Origin of the sequence: Rothia sp. HMSC036D11, from assembly GCF_001814205.1 — a bacterium.
In the GTDB taxonomy this organism is placed as follows: Bacteria; Actinomycetota; Actinomycetes; order Actinomycetales; family Micrococcaceae; genus Rothia; species Rothia dentocariosa.
This window is the reverse complement of sequence record NZ_KV815300.1, coordinates 83,338-101,452: the sequence shown is the minus strand read 5'-3', so window position 1 is coordinate 101,452 and position 18,115 is coordinate 83,338. Positions and strand designations below refer to the sequence as shown.

At 52.9% G+C, this 18,115-nt stretch carries 10 protein-coding genes and 1 tRNA gene; 8 read left to right on the top strand and 3 right to left on the bottom strand.

The genetic code is table 11. The features are described from left to right. Window positions 1-159 precede the first annotated feature (159 nt). The 7 genes from HMPREF2958_RS05475 to HMPREF2958_RS05445 all read left to right on the top strand — a co-directional run bounded on the left by HMPREF2958_RS05475 (window position 160) and on the right by HMPREF2958_RS05445 (window position 11,062). A complete protein-coding gene (locus HMPREF2958_RS05475; protein ID WP_246828050.1) occupies window positions 160-1,221 on the top strand; it encodes a FecCD family ABC transporter permease in 1,062 nt (353 codons plus the stop codon). Next, complete coding sequence (locus tag HMPREF2958_RS05470) at window positions 1,221-2,336, top strand: FecCD family ABC transporter permease (protein ID WP_070448520.1); 1,116 nt, start codon at window positions 1,221-1,223, stop codon at window positions 2,334-2,336. The genes HMPREF2958_RS05475 and HMPREF2958_RS05470 overlap by 1 nt, the downstream gene beginning before the upstream one ends. After that, window positions 2,336-3,187: an ABC transporter ATP-binding protein gene (locus HMPREF2958_RS05465; protein ID WP_048755241.1), complete on the top strand. Its 852-nt coding sequence runs from the start codon at window positions 2,336-2,338 to the stop codon at window positions 3,185-3,187. Before HMPREF2958_RS05470 ends, HMPREF2958_RS05465 begins: the two co-directional genes overlap by 1 nt. 10 nt (window positions 3,188-3,197) lie before the next feature. Further along, window positions 3,198-4,502 carry an enterochelin esterase domain-containing protein gene (locus tag HMPREF2958_RS05460; RefSeq protein ID WP_070697178.1) on the top strand — a complete coding sequence of 435 codons (1,305 nt, stop codon included), beginning with the start codon at window positions 3,198-3,200 and terminating at the stop codon, window positions 4,500-4,502. Window positions 4,503-4,529: 27 nt separating this feature from the next. Beyond that, window positions 4,530-6,245, top strand: a complete 1,716-nt coding sequence (locus tag HMPREF2958_RS05455) for a (2,3-dihydroxybenzoyl)adenylate synthase (RefSeq protein ID WP_070697176.1) — start codon at window positions 4,530-4,532, stop codon at window positions 6,243-6,245. A 276-nt stretch (window positions 6,246-6,521) separates the two neighbouring features. Continuing rightward, a complete protein-coding gene (locus HMPREF2958_RS05450; RefSeq protein WP_239662009.1) occupies window positions 6,522-6,749 on the top strand; it encodes a phosphopantetheine-binding protein in 228 nt (75 codons plus the stop codon). 80 nt (window positions 6,750-6,829) lie between these two features. Beyond that, a complete protein-coding gene (locus HMPREF2958_RS05445) occupies window positions 6,830-11,062 on the top strand; it encodes a non-ribosomal peptide synthetase (RefSeq protein ID WP_070697174.1) in 4,233 nt (1,410 codons plus the stop codon). 96 nt (window positions 11,063-11,158) lie between these two features. On the opposite strand, the gene HMPREF2958_RS05440 is transcribed toward HMPREF2958_RS05445, so the two are convergent. The 3 genes from HMPREF2958_RS05440 to aceE all read right to left on the bottom strand — a co-directional run bounded on the left by HMPREF2958_RS05440 (window position 11,159) and on the right by aceE (window position 17,444). Then, on the bottom strand, window positions 11,159-12,775 hold the full coding sequence (locus HMPREF2958_RS05440) for an McrC family protein (protein ID WP_246828049.1): 1,617 nt from the start codon (window positions 12,773-12,775) through the stop codon (window positions 11,159-11,161). Then, window positions 12,768-14,471, bottom strand: a complete 1,704-nt coding sequence (locus HMPREF2958_RS05435; RefSeq protein ID WP_070697170.1) for an McrB family protein — start codon at window positions 14,469-14,471, stop codon at window positions 12,768-12,770. Before HMPREF2958_RS05435 ends, HMPREF2958_RS05440 begins: the two co-directional genes overlap by 8 nt. Before the next feature lie 237 nt (window positions 14,472-14,708). Then, window positions 14,709-17,444: a pyruvate dehydrogenase (acetyl-transferring), homodimeric type gene (gene aceE, locus HMPREF2958_RS05430; protein ID WP_070697168.1), complete on the bottom strand. Its 2,736-nt coding sequence runs from the start codon at window positions 17,442-17,444 to the stop codon at window positions 14,709-14,711. 477 nt (window positions 17,445-17,921) lie between these two features. On the opposite strand from aceE, the gene HMPREF2958_RS05425 reads away from it, so the two are divergent. Beyond that, window positions 17,922-17,994 (top strand) — tRNA-Val (locus HMPREF2958_RS05425). The last annotated feature ends 121 nt before the right edge of the window (window positions 17,995-18,115 follow it).

The following is an 18,115-nucleotide window of genomic DNA, read 5'->3' as shown; positions in this document are numbered from 1 at the left end:
GCGACGCGCGTTTGGCACTCTTGCTCAGGAGAAGAACCAAAGGTAACCTAACGCCATAGGGATCAAGACACGGTATCGAGATAAGGCGGTCTTAGCTACCTTTACGGTAGCGTTGTTGATAGCACTGTATCTTAGACCACACATAATAAAGGAGTCTCGTTGAGCGTAACCTTGGAACGCACAGGAGCCTCACGAACCATGAAAAGTGGGCGCAACGAAAAAAATGGCCGACGAATAACCTGGCTTATTATTTTCGCGGTTCTGCTCGGCGTGAGTATTCTTGCCTCGCTAACTGTTGGGCTAAAATCACTCTCCCCCGACAGCATCATAGAAACCTTAGCGGGGCAATCAACCCCCGAAAGTCATGCCATTATCTTTGAGCAGCGCATCCCGCGGACACTCATCGGGATAGCCTGCGGGGCGGCCCTCGCAGTTGCCGGATCACTCATGCAATCACTCACCCGTAACCCACTCGCCGAACCTGGTCTGATGGGTGTCAACGCCGGTGCCGCCGTTGCAGTCATCCTCACTGTTGTACTTTTTGGTGTTCTCGGCATCTGGCAGTATATGATTGCCGCCGCTTTTGGGGGCGCTATAGCCGCCACTGTCGTTTATACCCTCGGGCGTGGTCGAGACGGCTCAATTGTTAAATTAGCTCTCGCCGGTGTGGCTATCTCTGCCGCCCTTGCTGCTGTAGCACAGGGACTTATGCTCTCGAACCAAGATGCTTTTGACGAATTTCGTGTGTGGGTTACCGGGTCTTTAGAAGGGCGTGATATATCAGTCGCACAGGCTATTGCCCCCGTGATCTTCGTGGGTCTCCTTTTAGCGTTTTTTGTAGCACCCTCGATCAACGCGCTAAGTATGGGTGAAGAAGCCGCTATATCCCTAGGCGTACGGGTATATCGGACCCAAAACCTCACACTTCTTGCCGTAACGCTTCTTGCAGGTGCGGCAACCGCTGCCATCGGACCAATCTCCTTCGTCGGTTTGGCAGTTCCATTTGTAGTGCGTGCCATAATGGGCAATGATGTGCGCTGGGTTAACTACGGCTCCGCGCTTCTAGGTCCTGTCTGGCTGCTCATGTCCGATGTCTTAGCCCGTGTTATTATGGCGACCCCTGAGCACCCGCAGGAAACTCAGGTAGGAATTATCGCTACCCTTGCAGGGGCACCCCTCTTCCTATTCCTGATGACTCGTCGTAAGGTGGAGGCTCTCTGATGACAGATACACAGACTAAGGCGACGAACCTCAAGACTCAGAAACAGGAATCTTCGCGCCCTCGAGGTGCACGGCGCGGTCACGATTTGGCTGGCAGGCTTGTTCTTAACTCACGCGGACTCATTCAGGCGCAGGTTCCCTGGCGGGTTTTGACGCTGTACATTGTGCTGATCGCTCTCATCGTGGCACTTAGCCTGTGGGGGCTGCAACAGGGCGACTACAAAGTGACGACGATGGACGTCATTAATGCCCTCGTTGGGCGGGGTAAACGCATCACAGTGGTCTTAGTACAGAAGCGTGAAGCGCGCATCGTGGCAGCTCTGCTTGTGGGCGCAGCTTTAGGGCTTTCAGGGGCGCTGTTCCAGGTAATCTCAGGTAATCCGCTGGGCTCACCGGATATTATCGGCTTTACACACGGTGCTGCAACTGGTGCACTCCTGCAGATTATCGTCTTCGACTCTGGTCCGGTAGAAGTTGCTATTGGTGCCCTCATTGGCGGTATCGCAACATCCATTACGGTGTGGTTACTGACTCGACATACAGGTTTACGCGGGTTCCGCCTAGTGCTTGTGGGTATTGGCGTAGGATCGACTCTTGCGGCGTTCAACTCGTTGTTGGTAGTTCGGGCATCACTGACTCAGGCGCAGACGGCGGCATCCTGGCTTGCTGGTTCTCTCGATGATATGTCGTGGCCGCGTACGATTACACTGATGATTTTTCTGATTGTCACAGTTCCCGCGCTTCTCGCCCTGGTACGCCCTCTCGGGGCCATTCGGTTTGGCGATAGCGTGGCGTCGGGCTTAGGTGTGAATGTCAACGCTTATCGGGTGTGTGCGCTCTTCCTCGGTGTGCTTCTCGTATCCCTAGCCACCGCGACTACCGGTCCCATAGCATTCGTGGCACTTGCTGCCCCGCATATCGTGAAAACCCTGGGGCGAAGCGGCGGAGTTACCCTTTTCGGTTCTGCCCTCATGGGTGCGTTGATGGTGCTGGCCTCAGACCTTATTGGAAGGTTTGCAATTCCCGGCCGTACCCTACAGGTCGGTGTGGTTACCGGCGCCCTGGGCGGTTTATATCTGATTTACCTGATTTACCTTGAAAGGAAGAAGAGCTAGTGAAGGCTCGTGCAGAGATTAGCGAAAGCCGACTCGCAGGCGAAGACATGGTCGTAGCCTATGGCGACCACACGGTGCTCAGCGGTATAGACTTCAAGGTGCTTGAGGGTGAGCTTACCGTTATTTTGGGTCCTAACGCCTGCGGTAAATCTACCTTGCTCAAAGCTCTGGCGCGTGTGAATCCTCTCAAAGGCGGAAAGGTCTTTCTTGATGGTCTGCCGCTTTCAAAGATGAAATCCCGCTCCATCGCGCAGATTCTCGCCATGCTTCCTCAAACGCCGGAGGCACCCACCGGGTTGACCGTGGCGGATGTTGTGGCACGCGGCCGGTACCCGCATCAATCCCTTCTGCGTTCCTGGTCTGAGAAGGATGAGGCTGCCTGCGTTGAGGCTATGGAAGCCGCGAACGTGTTGGAGCTGGCCGAACGTCCTATTGAGGCGCTTTCCGGCGGTCAGCGTCAGCGCGTGTGGATTGCCATGACCCTTGCCCAGCAGACGCCTTTGATTCTGTTGGACGAGCCAACCACTTACCTGGATATTACCCACCAGATTGAGGTGCTAAACCTTACCAAGAAGCTCCACTCTGAGGGGCATACCGTTGCGGTTGTGCTACACGATCTGAACCTGGCTTTCCGATACGCCACTCATGCGGTGCTCATGAAGGAAGGTAGGATTATCGCTCAGGGTGATCCTCAGGAAATTGTCACTGCCGAGCTAATTCAGGAAGTTTTCGACCTAGAATCTGTTATATGCGATGACCCCTGTACCGGAACACCACTGGTAGTTCCGGCAGCTCACCAAGAGATTACTATTGCCGCGGACGCAATTGCCGCCGCCCGCGAAGGTCACTAAGGAGCCTTTTATGGGTGATTTTGAGACCCTTCCACATAAAACCACACAGAATCTCAAGTCAAAGATCATGGCGCGTCCTATGCCGCCTAAAACCCCGCGCCCAACACCTGCCCCGCGCGTACCCAGCCCGCTTATGACGCGCATCGTAAACGAAGCCGTGGGCGCGCAAGAACTTAACGCCCGCATCACAGAGATCGTAGCGGATGGGACTCCACTTATAGAGCAGGCTTACTATGACGACGGAACAGCGAATGAGAACGAACGCATTGTCACATTCCTGTATCGGCATGCCACGGCAGAGCAGGTTCTTATTTTTGTCAATAGACTGACAGATGAGAAAAACCTGCCGTTGTCTCTGATGGAACGTATTCCAGGCACCGATTGGTGGGAGCTGAGCTTCCAGATGCGCACCGACTGGCGGGCTTCCTATAACTTTATTCCCACACTGCCAGGGGAACGTCCGATCTGGCTGGGGGAGGACGATCAGGTGACACTGCGCACCGCTCTCGATTCTGGTGAAGGCGACCCGCTTAACCCGAAGACCGTCTGCAACCGTATTGGCCGTTGTATGGGCGTGGTTGAGCTTGCCGATGCGCCGGTTCATGAGTTTCTGCTCACCCAGCAGGAACTCGACAGCCTTCCTGAACCGCACTGGATGACTACTGCGGACGGGCATGAATATTTGTTGGGACGAGTAGGAAACCCAAGCCCCGATTCTCCGCTCTTTATCCTTTTCGACGGTGAAGTCTGGTACGGGCACGGTATGGAGCATATGCTCAACCGAGCCTGTGCCGCCGGGCGTATTCCGGATATGAATGTCTTCTTTCTGCACTCGGGCGGCCGAGAACGCCGCTGGCAAGAGCTCAATGGAGACAGCCCTATAGCCGACTATATTGTGGAAGAAGCGCTTCCTCATTTGAAGCGTCATCACGGGCTGCGGCCAGAGCCACAGGATATTATCATCAACGGACAATCCTTAGGCGGGCTGTCTTCTCTGCTGGCGGTTTTCTCGCGCCCAGAGTCTTTCGGAGCGGCAATCGCTCAATCGTCTTCGCTGTGGCAGCCTCAGGTTTTCGATAAACTCTCACAGCTGCGTGAAGCCAATGAACTGCACCGGTTGTCCCACCTTCACCTTGAGGTCGAGGTAGGTGAGCAGGAATGGATTCTGCTGCCGCCGCATCAGCGTTTTGTTCAGGAACTCGAATCCGTGGACACACACCTGAACTACACTGTATTCAACGGCGGTCACGACTACGCCTGCTGGCGTGGAGCTATCATACCCGCGCTGAATCGCATTCTTATGCCTAACCCCTAAAATCTTATAGCTGAGAAAGACATAAACATGACCGAACAGATTGTGGAACGCTCCGAACTGCTCGAAACCCCACTGATTCCTGAGGATTTCGCACGGCGTTACCGTGAAGAAGGGTACTGGATCGATCAGACCATACCCGAGTTTCTGCTTGATGCCTGCCGTGCTAAGCCACATTTTCCGGCGTTAGTGGCACTTTCGCATGCACAGAGCGACGCAGAGGGCAAACCGCAGCAGATCCGACTGAGCTATAGAGAGCTGGAGGCGGCTGCTCGTGCCGCAGCACGTCGCCTAGAGAATGCCGGGGTGCAACCCGGCGATCGTGTGCTTTTACAGTTAGGAAATATCGCCGAATACCTGATATATCTTATGGGTATTTTTTGGGCAGGAGCCTTACCGGTCTTTTGTCTGCCACAGCACCGCACGAGTGAGCTTGTTCATTTTGCAACCCGCACTGATGCCGCTGCGCATATATTTTCCTCGAAAACTCCGGGAGCAGATTTTGCAGCGCTCGCCGACGATGTGGCACAGACGATGCGTGCTGATGGTCTAGAACCGCCTATTGCCCTTGATGCTGCGCTCCCGGTAACTCCGTTGAGCGAGACTGAGCTGGCTGAACCGTTCCATCCCGGTGTTGTGCAGAATACCCAAAATACTCTGGCAAGCGAGCAGATTGCATTTTTGCAGCTTTCCGGCGGTACAACCGGTATGTCAAAGCTAATTCCGCGCACCCACGCAGCCTACTTGTACTCGGTGCGTGGTTCCGCCGATATCTGCAAACTGAATAACAACACAACCATGTTGGTGGTGCTTCCTGCGGCACATAATTTCACGATGAGTTCGCCTGGAATCCTGGGCGTAATGTGTGTGCAAGGTAAGCTCGTATTTGCTGCTGATCCTAGCCCTCAGACGGCGCTTAATCTGATTCAGATGGAAGGCGTTACCTTCACCTCACTCGTACCGCCCTTGGCGCAGGCCTGGCTGGCGTCTGTAAAGAAACGTGACGTGCAGCTGCCTTCGCTCCGCGTGCTTCAGGTGGGCGGATCGAAACTTGCTCCGACGGTGGCGGGGGAGCTCGAAACAACCCTAGGTGTGAGCATCCAACAGGTCTTCGGCATGGCGGAAGGCTTGGTGAATTACACTCGTCTGCGCGATGAACCCTATATACGCATGAATACTCAGGGATACCCTATCAGCCCGGCTGATGAAATCCGCGTGGTGGATGAACAGGATAACCCGGTCAAGCCAGGGCAGAGCGGTCACCTCCTCACGCGCGGGCCCTATACGATTCGCGGCTATTATCGCGAAGAAAACGCTAATCAGCTCAGCTTTACTGAAGACGGTTTCTACCGCACGGGCGATATCGTGCGTATAGTCGCGGGAAAGTATCTTGAAGTTACTGGACGCGCTAAAGATCAAATTAACCGTAACGGTGAGAAGATCTCGGTGGATGAAATTGAGGAGTTGGCGTTAGAGCATCCGGATATTTTGGATGCGGTAGCCCTCGGCCTGCCTGATGAAGCCGTGGGCGAGCGCGTCTGCTTGATAGTTGTACCTCAGGCTGGGAAATCGCTCGGTGAGAATCCGCGCCGTACCATGTACGAGTATTTCACTGAAAAGAAGCTGGCTGATTTTAAGATCCCCGAACGTGTACAGGTATTGAGCTCTCTGCCAACCACAAACGTGGGTAAGATCTCACGCCGTGAACTTCGCATTAAACTAGTTGAGATGCTGGCTCAGGAGTAAGAGCAACTAAGCTAAGCATTAGCGCGGGCTAAATAAGCGTGCGGATACCATAATACCGGGGTAAGAATCTTGAGATTCTTACCCCGGAAGTTTAACTCAAAAGCAGGTGCTCTATGAGGCATGCGCAGAGAATAATAGTCACGTATAGGTGGTCAACACCCGCTATATGACGGTGATGTAAAGGTTTACATAGTTTTCATGTAGGTGAACCTCATCTACAATTTATGTGTATATAAATTTTGGTATACGTAAGACATGATGCCAGAGAGGAACATAATGTCCGCAGAGACTACTCTTCGCCCCCTGCTTGCTCAGTATATCCACGAGGCAGATTCGCTGGATACCGCCTTTTCCGAGTCTACGACCGACCTTTTTTCTCTGGGGATGGACTCAATGGGCGCTTTTGCCCTGCTCGATGACCTCGCGGGCAAGGGGATTACTATCGAATTTACCGAACTGGTAGAAAACCCGACCGTCGAATTTTTGCTCACTCGCATCAGCTAACTTTGACGAAATCGGTACCTGTATAAGGCCGATACTCACCCAACCAGCACACGACACCGCCTGAAAGAATAGACCGGACTATGAGCATCACCGAGCATAGTGGGTCCAAGCATGACTGGATTCCCCTGACCAAAAGCGCTCAAGGTATTTATCTTGCCGCTATTATCGATCCCAAAAATCCCTGCTATAACACGGCAGAGATCATGGAATGCCCACCCGAGACGAATCTTGATTACCTGCGTGAGGCATTTATTCAACTCTATCGTGAAAATGAAGGGTTCCGGGTGCAGACGTGCGTGCAGACTGGGCGTCCAGAGCAACGAGTCGTGCCACTTAATGAGTTTTTGACTAATCTTGAGGTACTTCCGGTAATTTCCCTCCCGACTCAGGAAGAAACGGAAGAGCAGAATCCCGTTCCGGCAGCGGTGCGTGGCTGGGCATCCGAGCTGATCAGCGAAACGTTGAGGACTGATGCGGGTGTTACGGTACGTTCCGCTGCCACATACTATGGGGGTAAACTCTGGGTTTACCACAGCTTTAGCCATGTGGTGGCAGACGGCTTTGCAGCATTTAATGGTCTATCTCGTGTAGCGGCTATCTATCGTGCATTGAGCGCCGAAAAGCCTCTGCCTACCGTTAAACGCGCCTCTTTAATGGAGCTTCTTCAGGCTGACCACGCTGCCGAACATGCCCGAGAAGAAGACCTGGCCTTGTGGACTTCCGAGCAAGCGGAAGTACTTAGCCAGCCCGATACATCGCTGGCGGCACGGAGTGCATCACCGGCGCCACAGGCCTTGCGTGAGGTACTGACCCTGCCTGATAAACTACAGCGGGATATGCTGGAAATTGGCAAAATATACGGAACCTCCTGGCCCGTTACTGTAACCGGTGCCGTAGGGGCTTATCTGGCCCGTATTGGTGGGCGTAGAAGCGCTGCTTTTGGCATACCCCAGATGAACCGTATATTTGGGGCTCAGGTTCCCGCAGAAACCCGTGTTCTCGGCAAGACCAGCGCTCAGACTGGAACCACCGCCGTGAATGTGCTTCCGGTACAGGTTTCAGGTATTGGAAGTATTGCACAGGCACTCGATAGCGTAAAGAACCAGTATGCACGAAACGCCTCACATCCGCTTGCTCGACAAGAAGACCTAGAACGTTTAGCGCAGTCCAATAACAGCCGCCTCTTTGGTTCCCAGATCAATGTTATACCGTTTGATGCCGCTTTACCGCTAGGTGCACCTACCGAAAACACGCCTGCTTCTGTGGGATATATTCATAACATATCTGCGGGACCAGTTGCGGATATGACCATTACCCTGCGAGGCATACCCGGGCGCGGTCACACAATTTCTGTAGAGTTCGATGCCAACCCGAACCTGTATACCCGCAAGCACGTAGAAGTTCACGCCCGGCACCTACAAAATTGGTTGGAATCTTGGGCTCAGGCTGCCCTTGAGGAGCGGTCGATGGATACCCTGACGACTGCGTTACCGCATGAAGTAGAGCTGCTGGAATCGTTTAACGCTACCGCGCATCCGATAGAGTATAAAACTTTGCTTCAGCGTTTTCAGGATGCGCTCACACGCTACCCGAACGAACCCGCACTCTATGCTTGCGCGCCGGATGAGGACGGTACGCTGTCCCCGCAATCTCCGCAGGCCTATGAATTTTCGCAGGTACTCACGTATCACGAGCTGGATGTGCGAGCCCGCGCCCTAGCAAAGGCGATGCTGGAAGCTGGCGTGTGCCCTGGAACTGCTGTAGGCCTACGTTTTCATCGAGGACTTGAACAATATATCGCCTTATATGCGGCGCTCTATGCAGGGTTTGTCTATGTGCCGATTTTGCCGGATCTGCCCGCTGAACGTGTGAGCTCCATGATGGAAGATGCGCAGTGTTCGGCGCTTGTGTATGGTTCCGGGCTGAGTCCTATTGCAGAGGCCGAGTTAAAACCGGTGAATACGCAGAGTTTGTGCGGGCTGCAGCAATTTGAATTTACTTCCTTAACTGCTCCTGTCGGAGAACCTCTAAACCTTGTAGATGTTCCCGAGGTAAAAACATTCCCGGGTATCGGCACAGCACTGGATGATACCGCGTATATTTTGTTTACCTCGGGTTCGACAGGGCGACCCAAAGGTGTTGCGATTAGTCATCGTTCCATTGATAACCGGTTACGCTGGCAGCAGTCACAGATTCCGGTCGGCGCATCCACACAAGACCGTGCGGGGGACCGCATCTTACATAAAACGCCTATCTCGTTTGATGTTCATGTGTGGGAGCTTTATTGGCCGCTTCAGGAAGGGGCCGCCGTCGTTATTGCCGCTCCTGATGGGCACCGAGATCCGGCCTACCTGGCGCGTGTTATCGCCGAACAGAACGTTACCTGTCTGCATTTCGTACCCACGATGCTCACCGCTTTCCTAGAGTCTCCCTACGCTCAACGTACTTTAGCCGAAGCAGGTTTTGGATCGGGGGAGCAGCAACGCCATGTGCGCTATCTTATCTGCTCGGGCGAGGCACTTCAGAAGGATCAGATTCTCAGCGCGCATAATATTATGGGTGTTTACCCTTTAAATCTTTATGGGCCTACGGAAGCCGCCGTCGATGTTACCTTCTGGGATAGCTCCCAAAACCCAGAGTGCAGTACTGTTCCTATCGGCCAGCCCGTTTGGAACACCCAAACCCGTATTCTCGACCAGGCTTTACAGCCGATACCGCCCGGATTCGTAGGGGAACTCTACCTATCGGGTGTACAGCTTGCTGCGGGGTACCAGAACAATCCCGAGGCAACGGCACAAGCCTTTATCCTGGACAACGCCACAGGGGAGCGACTTTACCGCACTGGCGATCTTGCCGAGTGGAACCTCACCGCCACAAACCAGGAACCCGGCACCTTGGCCAAAAACCCTCGCGGAGTCATCCTCTACCGTGGTCGTGCCGATCACCAAGTAAAACTACATGGGCAACGTCTAGAGCTTGGCGACATCGAAACTACGCTCTCCCACGTTGAGGGAGTCCATAGCGCCGTCGTTTTGCTCTACACGAAGACGCCCGAACCTGCTCTCGCGGCATTCCTAGAGATAGGTGACGTTTCTGAAACAGAACGCAACCGTATTGTTGCTCAAGCTCGTCAGCATTGTGAGAACACCTTGCCGGACTATATGGTACCGCGCCTATGGCACGCCATGGCTCAGTTCCCGGTTAGCCCCTCAGGCAAGACAGATCGCAAAAACCTGGCACAGATCGAGTTTACCTTTGATACCAACACCGCAGACGGCCCCCATGGACTTTTAGAACAGCAAATTAGCGAGATTATCGCGGGTGTGCTAGGACGCTCACAATTCGGCGTAACCGAAGACTTCTTCGCAGCAGGTGGTAACTCCCTCGCGGCACTCTCCGTCATCGCCAAGATTGAAGAAAACCTTGGAAAGACGCTCAGTATTGGTGCCCTCTTCGCTAATCCCACGGTCAAGGGGATCGCTGCGGCCTTGAACGAGGATTCTACTGATGTCGAATTTGCCCCGGTTCTGCCTCTGCGTGAGGCGGACTCGGCGGACTCCGCAACATCGAAGAATACCGTACCGCTCTTTATCCTGCCGCCCGCAGGTGGTCTGGGATGGTGCTATGCCGCCTATCTGCCCTACATACCCGGGCATCCGTCGGTTTACGCACTGCAACATGAGGCATTCACGAACCCAAATGCTGGCTACGCCCAGAGCCTTCGTGAACTCGCCGAGGGGTATCTTGCGCGTATTCGTGAGACCCTTGAGGAACGTCAGCTTCCATCACAATTTTCCCTGATGGGCTGGTCCGTTGGCGGTACTGCCGCCGTCGAGGTAGCCGCGCTTGCCGAGACTGCCGGTTACGATGTACAACAGGTTACGCTTCTGGATGCATACCCCGTCGAACAGTGGCAGGGGATTCCTGAACCGGACGAGCAAGAGAGCTTTCGTGCCCTCTTACGTATGGGCGGTCTTCCCGAAGTATCGGCGCAGACCGTTCTTGACTTGCCACAGACGCTCGAACGACTGCGAGATGCCGGGTCGGCTATGGGATATCTACCCGAAGACAAGCTAGAAGTATGTTTGGAATCTATGCGTGCCTCTGCCGCCCTTATGCGCGGCTCGAACCACCTTAACTTTGGCGGAAAAGTCGTATTGATTGGAGTGAGCCATGACGATCAACCCTATCTGGATGCGCACGGCTGGGAGCCTCACGCGGGCTCGTTCCGTACCGTCACGTTGAAGAACGGTACCCACCCCGATCTGGTGAATCCGGAACGCATCCCCGAAATCATTGCAGAAGCCTTCTAAAAGCACCCTATGGGTATTGGGGGAAGAACAGAGACATCAACAGCACCACAAGCGATAGGAGTTCGGCATAGGTCACGCCTGCGGGCCTTTTGCACTCTATGAAGGCTCAGCAGGAACCTTCCTAAGCACCTTCGCCAAATGCGAGGCATCAGCGGTAGTGCGTCCATCCTCGGGTTGAGGGAAACGCACCCCGCAGGTCGTCACATGATGTTCCGCAGACATAGGCGCCTGAGGATACGCCCCGGGCTCGCCTACCGTCAGGATCCTGCCTAGAGTTCCGTTACCGGCTACCGGATATGCTGTATAACCGTCCGCACCCGTGCGGTACGCGACCGCCAGCATTCGGTACCGTTCATGCTCGGATCGCTGCATTAAATCTTCACAATACGTGGTGTACCTGCCATCAAGGGTTGCTACCAGAATGCCTCGGGAATACAGCATCATATCTGGTTTTGCAAAGGCCACACCCTGCTGGCGACCCTCAGCATTGCGGTGATAAAGCATACCAACGGGGTTTTCCACACGCACTTCTAAACCGGTATCCGTGAGGGCCCGTACCAACATTTTTCGCCATAATGACGAAGTATCAAATTTAATATTTGCCAGCACACCCGCCTCATACGGGCTATCGCTTAAACCAAAGCCATATTGTTGCGACAAAATAGATTGCGCATAGTGGTAAGCGCGCAAAGTTTGTGCCGACAATCGCATAGCAAAAGCAGGGGAGAGCGTTTCGGTCAGCAGACTACGAATATTCTGCGTGCTCACATCACGCAACACAGACTCGTACCCTAAAGCATCGTCGACGACCTCATTATCGGCGGCATGAGTTGCCACCTGCTGTAATCCGGCGCGGATCATTTGCCATAAATGCGTATCCGTCGTCAGAGAATCGAACTCGCAAACAACCCCAATACGTCGGTTAATCCGCCGGTTTACAAGCTCGCGTGGAAGCATACGACCACGCACAAAAAGTAATTCATCCACCTCAGGCTCAAAAACCGGACGACGATGCGCCAAAGCCTGCCCGCTTGAATCAACAAAAACGCGGTACATAGCCTCTTTGAGCGAAGGAATATGCGGAAAAAGTTCGGAACCCTGCGGGGTAATGTCACGATGCCCCTGAATAATTGCCTGTTCCTCATGATGCTCTGCCAGCATACGCCATAGCAAAGAAACCTTCTGCCAGCCAGTACCTTGACCACCTGCCGAAAAGTCCATATTCTCACGGGCCGTAGCCGGCCCTAAAACCCGTCCACAAACCGTAGCAGCCACTGCATAGACATGCTTTTCAGGGTACTCCAGCGCTGTCCACAGTGGATCTGAGGCACCGCCCTCATTATCATCATCATGCGGCGGCAGGGCAGAGCCCGAAACCGTCTCTAAATACCCAGCCCAAGGCTTCGGAAGCACCAGAATCTCAGTCTCATAGACATAGAGAGATAACGTACCGTCATCGCTATGCTCGTAAAGCGAAGACTCAGGATCCTGCACAGAGGCGAACTGTCCGCCTGCCTCAGGGGCGATTTTCACATTAAAAGGCGCAATAACCTCCGGCTGCTCAGCCGATACCCATTGTTTGCACCAGAGCTTGGGCAACACATGGATAACCAGAGTATGCACGGCACCCGGCTGAGGATGCGTGTGTTTTAGGATCGTAACGCCGACACCGTTACCGCGCGCGCTCGCTTGAAAGTAGCGAACTTCACTCACCACTCGTTACTTCCAACCAGGGAATTTGACCTGCGGGCTTAGGAGCAGAAGGCAGACCGGGACCGCTCCATGAACCAACCACGCGTGGGCGGCTGCCGAGTCGCTGGCCCACCATCTTGACGGATAGCCCATTGATAGAACCGATCTTTTCGAGAATGCCGGAACTGATATTGAAAGTCGCTGCAATTTCCGCAAGCTGGGTTAACAAAGCCCGTGCAATGTCTTCGGGGGTGGAATTTCGAGAGAAGAAATAGGAATGTCCCAGACGTGCATCGGGGCCAACCTCGGATTCTAGAATGGCGTTAATATCCGCATACCGTTCTATAACGATGTCTAATTCTTCAGAAATAGCACCTCGTTCAGCTTCAAGTTCTGTACGCAAATCTGTTTCATTGTGAGGATTCATTTCCATCCAGATAAAGCGACGGCGCAAAGCCAAATCAATGGTACCCACAGAGCGGTCGGTAGAATTCATAGTTCCCAGAATGTGCAGGTTATCTGGAACTACTAAACGGTTATATATTTTACCCTGATAATAAAGCGGAGTTTGTAAAGTCGCATAGGTGAAACCCTGGGGAATATCCGCATCAGCCGCAAATACTGAACCGTAAAGTTTTTCACGATGATCCTGAAGTTTTTTTACGGAAACACGCTTTGACGTTTCAATAACGAGCATAAGGTCGCCGAAAACACGAGAGGTATTGGCACGGTTAATCTCGTCAATGAAAAGCAGATGTGGTGTCGTGGGGTTCTCAACAGCTTTTCGGCAGGCTTGAAGAAATACACCTTCGTGCGACACAAATTCAGGCTCATCTTCTTGGCGTGAAAAGTTTGGACGCAGCCCGCTCACGAACTCTTCGTAACTCGTAGACGGGTGGAAGACTACCGTTGTAATGTTGGCCTTGCCGTACCCAGTATCCTCACGTGAGAGAGTATTGATCTGGTAAGATTTTCCGCAGCCCGCGACTCCCTCAAGAACAACACATTTATTTTTAAAAAGAGATTTTGCAACAGGTCCGGTGGGATAAAACCTGCCACTTTCTTCTTCAACAGCATTGAGGGTATTCTCAAAATCTTTAGGCGTGGGTTTTTTTCGTTGAGTAGGCGGTTTTTCGATTAAAGGTTTAATATGCTGCGAAATGAGATCCTGAAGTTGTACAGGAACTCGGGAATAGGGCATTCCGGCAGAATTTCCAAAATAGATGCAAATACGAATATCGCGGTATATGGAAAACTTTTTTACGGTATCTTGTGAACGTTTATGGGCTTCCTGTACTGCGGTATTAAAAAGAGGAATGCACTCCACAAGCTGGAGTGCAGAAATATTAGGATTTTGATTCTCAGCAGCTTTAATTTGACGATCGATAATACGGTTCATGCCACCCGGAAGCAGGTTGTCATGGCCGTCAAGGATCATACGCAGAGTTTCCCGAAAACCTTGCCAAATATTCTCGTAGAAAGCATGTTCTGTTTGAACGATAGTGTCATTGTATTTAAAGGAATAATATACCTGCACGCTACCATTAAAAGGTTTACTCGGTAGTATTTGAGTATTCTTTTGTTGTGCGGATTTAATTTTCTCGATAAAAGTATAAAAAGATACAAATTCGGAATCGTGGATACTTTCTCCAAAAGCCCACGACGATGTAATCTCCGCGTCTATACTTTTAAAGTTTGCCTGGAGGTTGTTAGACACTGAAGTCCCTTGGTGATTGTGGTGATTCTGACCTTCCAATTATATACCGAGGCATGGAGTAAAAAATATCATCAAAACATATTTATTTGATAAAGCTCCACCTGTGATAGAAGCCCCTCGGAAGTTGTACTGGACGGTTTTCAAGGGTAAAAAGTTCCCTCGCTCTTGCACCGTACAAGAGCGAGGGAACCAGTTAATTTGGCTTTCCGCTGAAAGCCTGGCTAGAACACAATGGAACTAGTCATCGATATGTGTTGCCTGAATTGCGTTAACGTTATTCAGATCGTACTTGGCAAACGCTTTGGCAGCCGCATCGGCGGGCACCTTACCGTCCTTTGCCAACATCTGCAGGGCACGAACTACCATTGACTGAGCATCAATGTGGAAGAAGCGACGTGCACCGGGGCGGGTATCCGCGAAACCGAAGCCATCGGCTCCCAGAGTTGCAAAATCGTTCGGGAGGAACTGGCGAATCTGGTCAGGCATAGCCGACATGTAATCGGAGGTCGCCACAATAGGACCTTCAGCACCGGCAAGCTTCTGAGTCACGTAGGGTACACGTGCAGGCTTATCGGGGTTGAGTAAGGTTTCTTCCTCGGCGGCAAGACCTTCGCGGCGCAACTCGTTCCACGAGGTTACCGACCATACATCAGCCGAAACGCCCCAGTCCTCAGCCAAGAGCTTCTGAGCTTCCAAAGCCCACGGTACAGCAACACCGGAGGCGAGCAGCTGAGTCTTGGGCCCGGAGGTAAGCTCAGAATCCTTGAGCTTGTAGATGCCCTTGAGTAGACCATCAACATCCAGGTTCTCGGGTTCTGCGGGCTGGTGGATCGGCTCGTTGTACACGGTCAGGTAGTACATGACATCGTGATCTTCATCGAGGTTGCCGTACATCTGCTCAAGACCACGCTTGACGATGTGTCCGATCTCGTAGCCGTATGCAGGGTCGTAGTGCTTCACGGCAGGGTTGGTGCTTGCCAGGATGGGGGAGTGGCCATCCATATGCTGCAGACCCTCGCCGGAAAGCGTGGTACGACCCGCAGTAGCGCCGATAATAAAGCCTCGTGCCAACTGGTCGGCAGCAGCCCAGAAAGCGTCGCCGGTGCGCTGGAAGCCGAACATCGAGTAGAAGATGTAAATCGGGATCATCGGCTCACCGTGTGTATCGAAGGAGGTACCGGTCGCGATAAATGCTGCGGTTGCGCCAGCCTCGTTAATACCCACGTGCAGAATCTGACCCAGAGGCGACTCCGTGTAGGAGAGCATAAGCTCGTGGTCAACAGGAACGTAGTTCTGTCCGTTCGGGTTGTACAGCTTAGCTGAGGGGAAGAATGCGTCCATACCGAAGGTACGTGCCTCATCGGGAGTAATAGGCACAATACGGTGGCCGAAGCCCTTGACACGCATTAGGTCCTTCATGAGACGCACGAATGCCATTGTGGATGCGGCAAGCTGCTTGCCTGAACCCTTCTTAGTACCCGCGTAGACCTTATCGTCCGGCAGCTGAATCTCAGGCTGAGTATTGGGGCGACCGGGGAGGAAACCACCGAGTTCTTCGCGACGCTTGAGCATGTACTGAATTGCCGGGTTGTCCTGACCGGGACGGTAGTACGGTGGGTTGTAGAGGTCCTTCTCCAGCTCTTCATCAGAGATCGGGATATTTAGGTGGTCGCGGAAGCCCTTGAGCGCTTCCATGGTGAACTTCTTGATCTGGTGGGTCGAGTTACGGGACTCGAAGTAGGGACCAAGAGCGTAGCCCTTAATGGACTGTGCCAGGATAACGGTTGGACGCCCCTTGGTCTCTAGCGCTTCCTTATACGCTGCATAGATCTTCTTGTAGTCGTGACCGCCGCGGCGAATAGCCCAGATTTCGTCATCGGTCAGGTCGGCAACGAGCTCCTTGGTTTCGGGGTACTTGCCGTAGAAGTGCTCACGGATGTAACCGCCGTCTTCACCGCGGAAGTTCTGGTAGTCGCCGTCCAAGGTTTCGTTCAGCAGTTGGATGAGCTTACCGCTCTTGTCCTTAGCGAGAAGCTCGTCCATCTCGGAGCCCCAGACAACCTTGATGACATGCCAACCAGCGCCGCGGAAGAATCCTTCGAGTTCCTGGATGATCTTGCCATTACCACGCACGGGACCGTCGAGACGCTGCAGGTTGCAGTTCACTACAAAGGTCAGGTTGTCGAGTTTTTCGTTAGCCGCGAGCTGCAGTGCACCGCGTGACTCGGGCTCATCCATCTCGCCATCGCCGAGGAATGCCCAGACGTGTTGCTGTGAGGTGTCCTTGATACCGCGGTTCTGCAAGTAGCGGTTAAAGGAAGCCTGGTGAATAGCATTGAGGGGGCCTAGACCCATCGATACTGTGGGGAACTGCCAGAACTCAGGCATGCACCGGGGGTGCGGGTAAGAGGGAATGCCGTGCTCGCCCTTGGTCTTCTCCTGACGGAAGCCATCCATGTCTTCTTCGTTGAGGCGGCCCTCAACGAAAGCACGCGCATAGTTACCGGGAGAGGCGTGGCCCTGGAAGAATACCTGGTCACCGCCGCCGGGGTGATTGCGCCCGCGGAAGAAGTTGTTGAACCCAACTTCATAAAGATCAGCGATACCTGCATAGGTGGAGATGTGTCCACCAACACCGATGCCCTGTTTCTGTGCGCGCTGCACCATAATGGCAGCGTTCCAGCGAATCCAGTTACGGTATTGTTCTTCAAGATCAGCATCGCCGGGGTATTCAGGCTGCTGGTCGACTGCAATGGTGTTAATGTAGTCGGTCTTGGTTAGAACCGGTACCTCAACGCCTTTCTTGCCTGCTTCCTGAATTAGGGATCGCAGGATGTACTCGGCACGTTCGGTGCCGTGAGTTTTGATGAGGTCCTCAAGGGACTCGGTCCACTCCTGGGTCTCCTCAACGTCGACGTCCTTGAGGCCGTCAAGTAGAGTACTCAGGGAGTGTTCGTTCGGTACGTTAGCCAAACTAATCCAACCTCTCTTCTTATCCAATTGTGAAGGCGCTTGTGGCGCTGGTGCGAGGCACCCTTCGGTAAGCATGCGCACAGTGTTCTAGGAGCATACTTCTTTCTCTACTATCTTAGACCTTATTTTGATCTCCGATGACTGTTTTTGAGGTTTTTTCGTTGGAGGCTTTGGGTTATGAATGAAAGTAGGCAGGTTGGTGCGATATTCCGCGGTAAGAATTTTTGCCTAAAATGTGCAAATTTCCCGATCTAGGGGCTTTCCCCCTTAAAATTTGACACCTTGAGGCATGTTGTTATTTGTGTTTATGTGGTTTTGTGAGGGGTATAGTCATGGGGTGAAGACTTTGAGGGCGTAGTAACCACTATCTAATTCTGATGTGACATATAACATGCACATCTCAGTTGCGAGTACATGAGAAACCCCGTATAGTATTACCTTGTTCGCAGGAAAATAAAGGTTTTTATAGCGAAAATTGGGTCTTTAGCTCAGCTGGTAGAGCGCCACGTTTACACCGTGGATGTCATCGGTTCGATCCCGGTAGGACCCACATATAAATCCCGTACCGTAACAGGCGGTACGGGATTTTCCTTTATATCCATTCTCTCCGCGCATCATGGGTATATCGTGGAATGCTCACAATAATCATTCAAAGACTGCCGAATGTTATT

Coding starts and splice junctions, on each gene's coding strand:
- HMPREF2958_RS05470 (WP_070448520.1), top strand. CDS start 1,221: ATGACAGATACACAGACTAAGGCGACGAACCTCAAGACTCAGAAACAG.
- HMPREF2958_RS05460 (WP_070697178.1), top strand. CDS start 3,198: ATGGGTGATTTTGAGACCCTTCCACATAAAACCACACAGAATCTCAAG.
- HMPREF2958_RS05455 (WP_070697176.1), top strand. CDS start 4,530: ATGACCGAACAGATTGTGGAACGCTCCGAACTGCTCGAAACCCCACTG.
- HMPREF2958_RS05450 (WP_239662009.1), top strand. CDS start 6,522: ATGTCCGCAGAGACTACTCTTCGCCCCCTGCTTGCTCAGTATATCCAC.
- HMPREF2958_RS05445 (WP_070697174.1), top strand. CDS start 6,830: ATGAGCATCACCGAGCATAGTGGGTCCAAGCATGACTGGATTCCCCTG.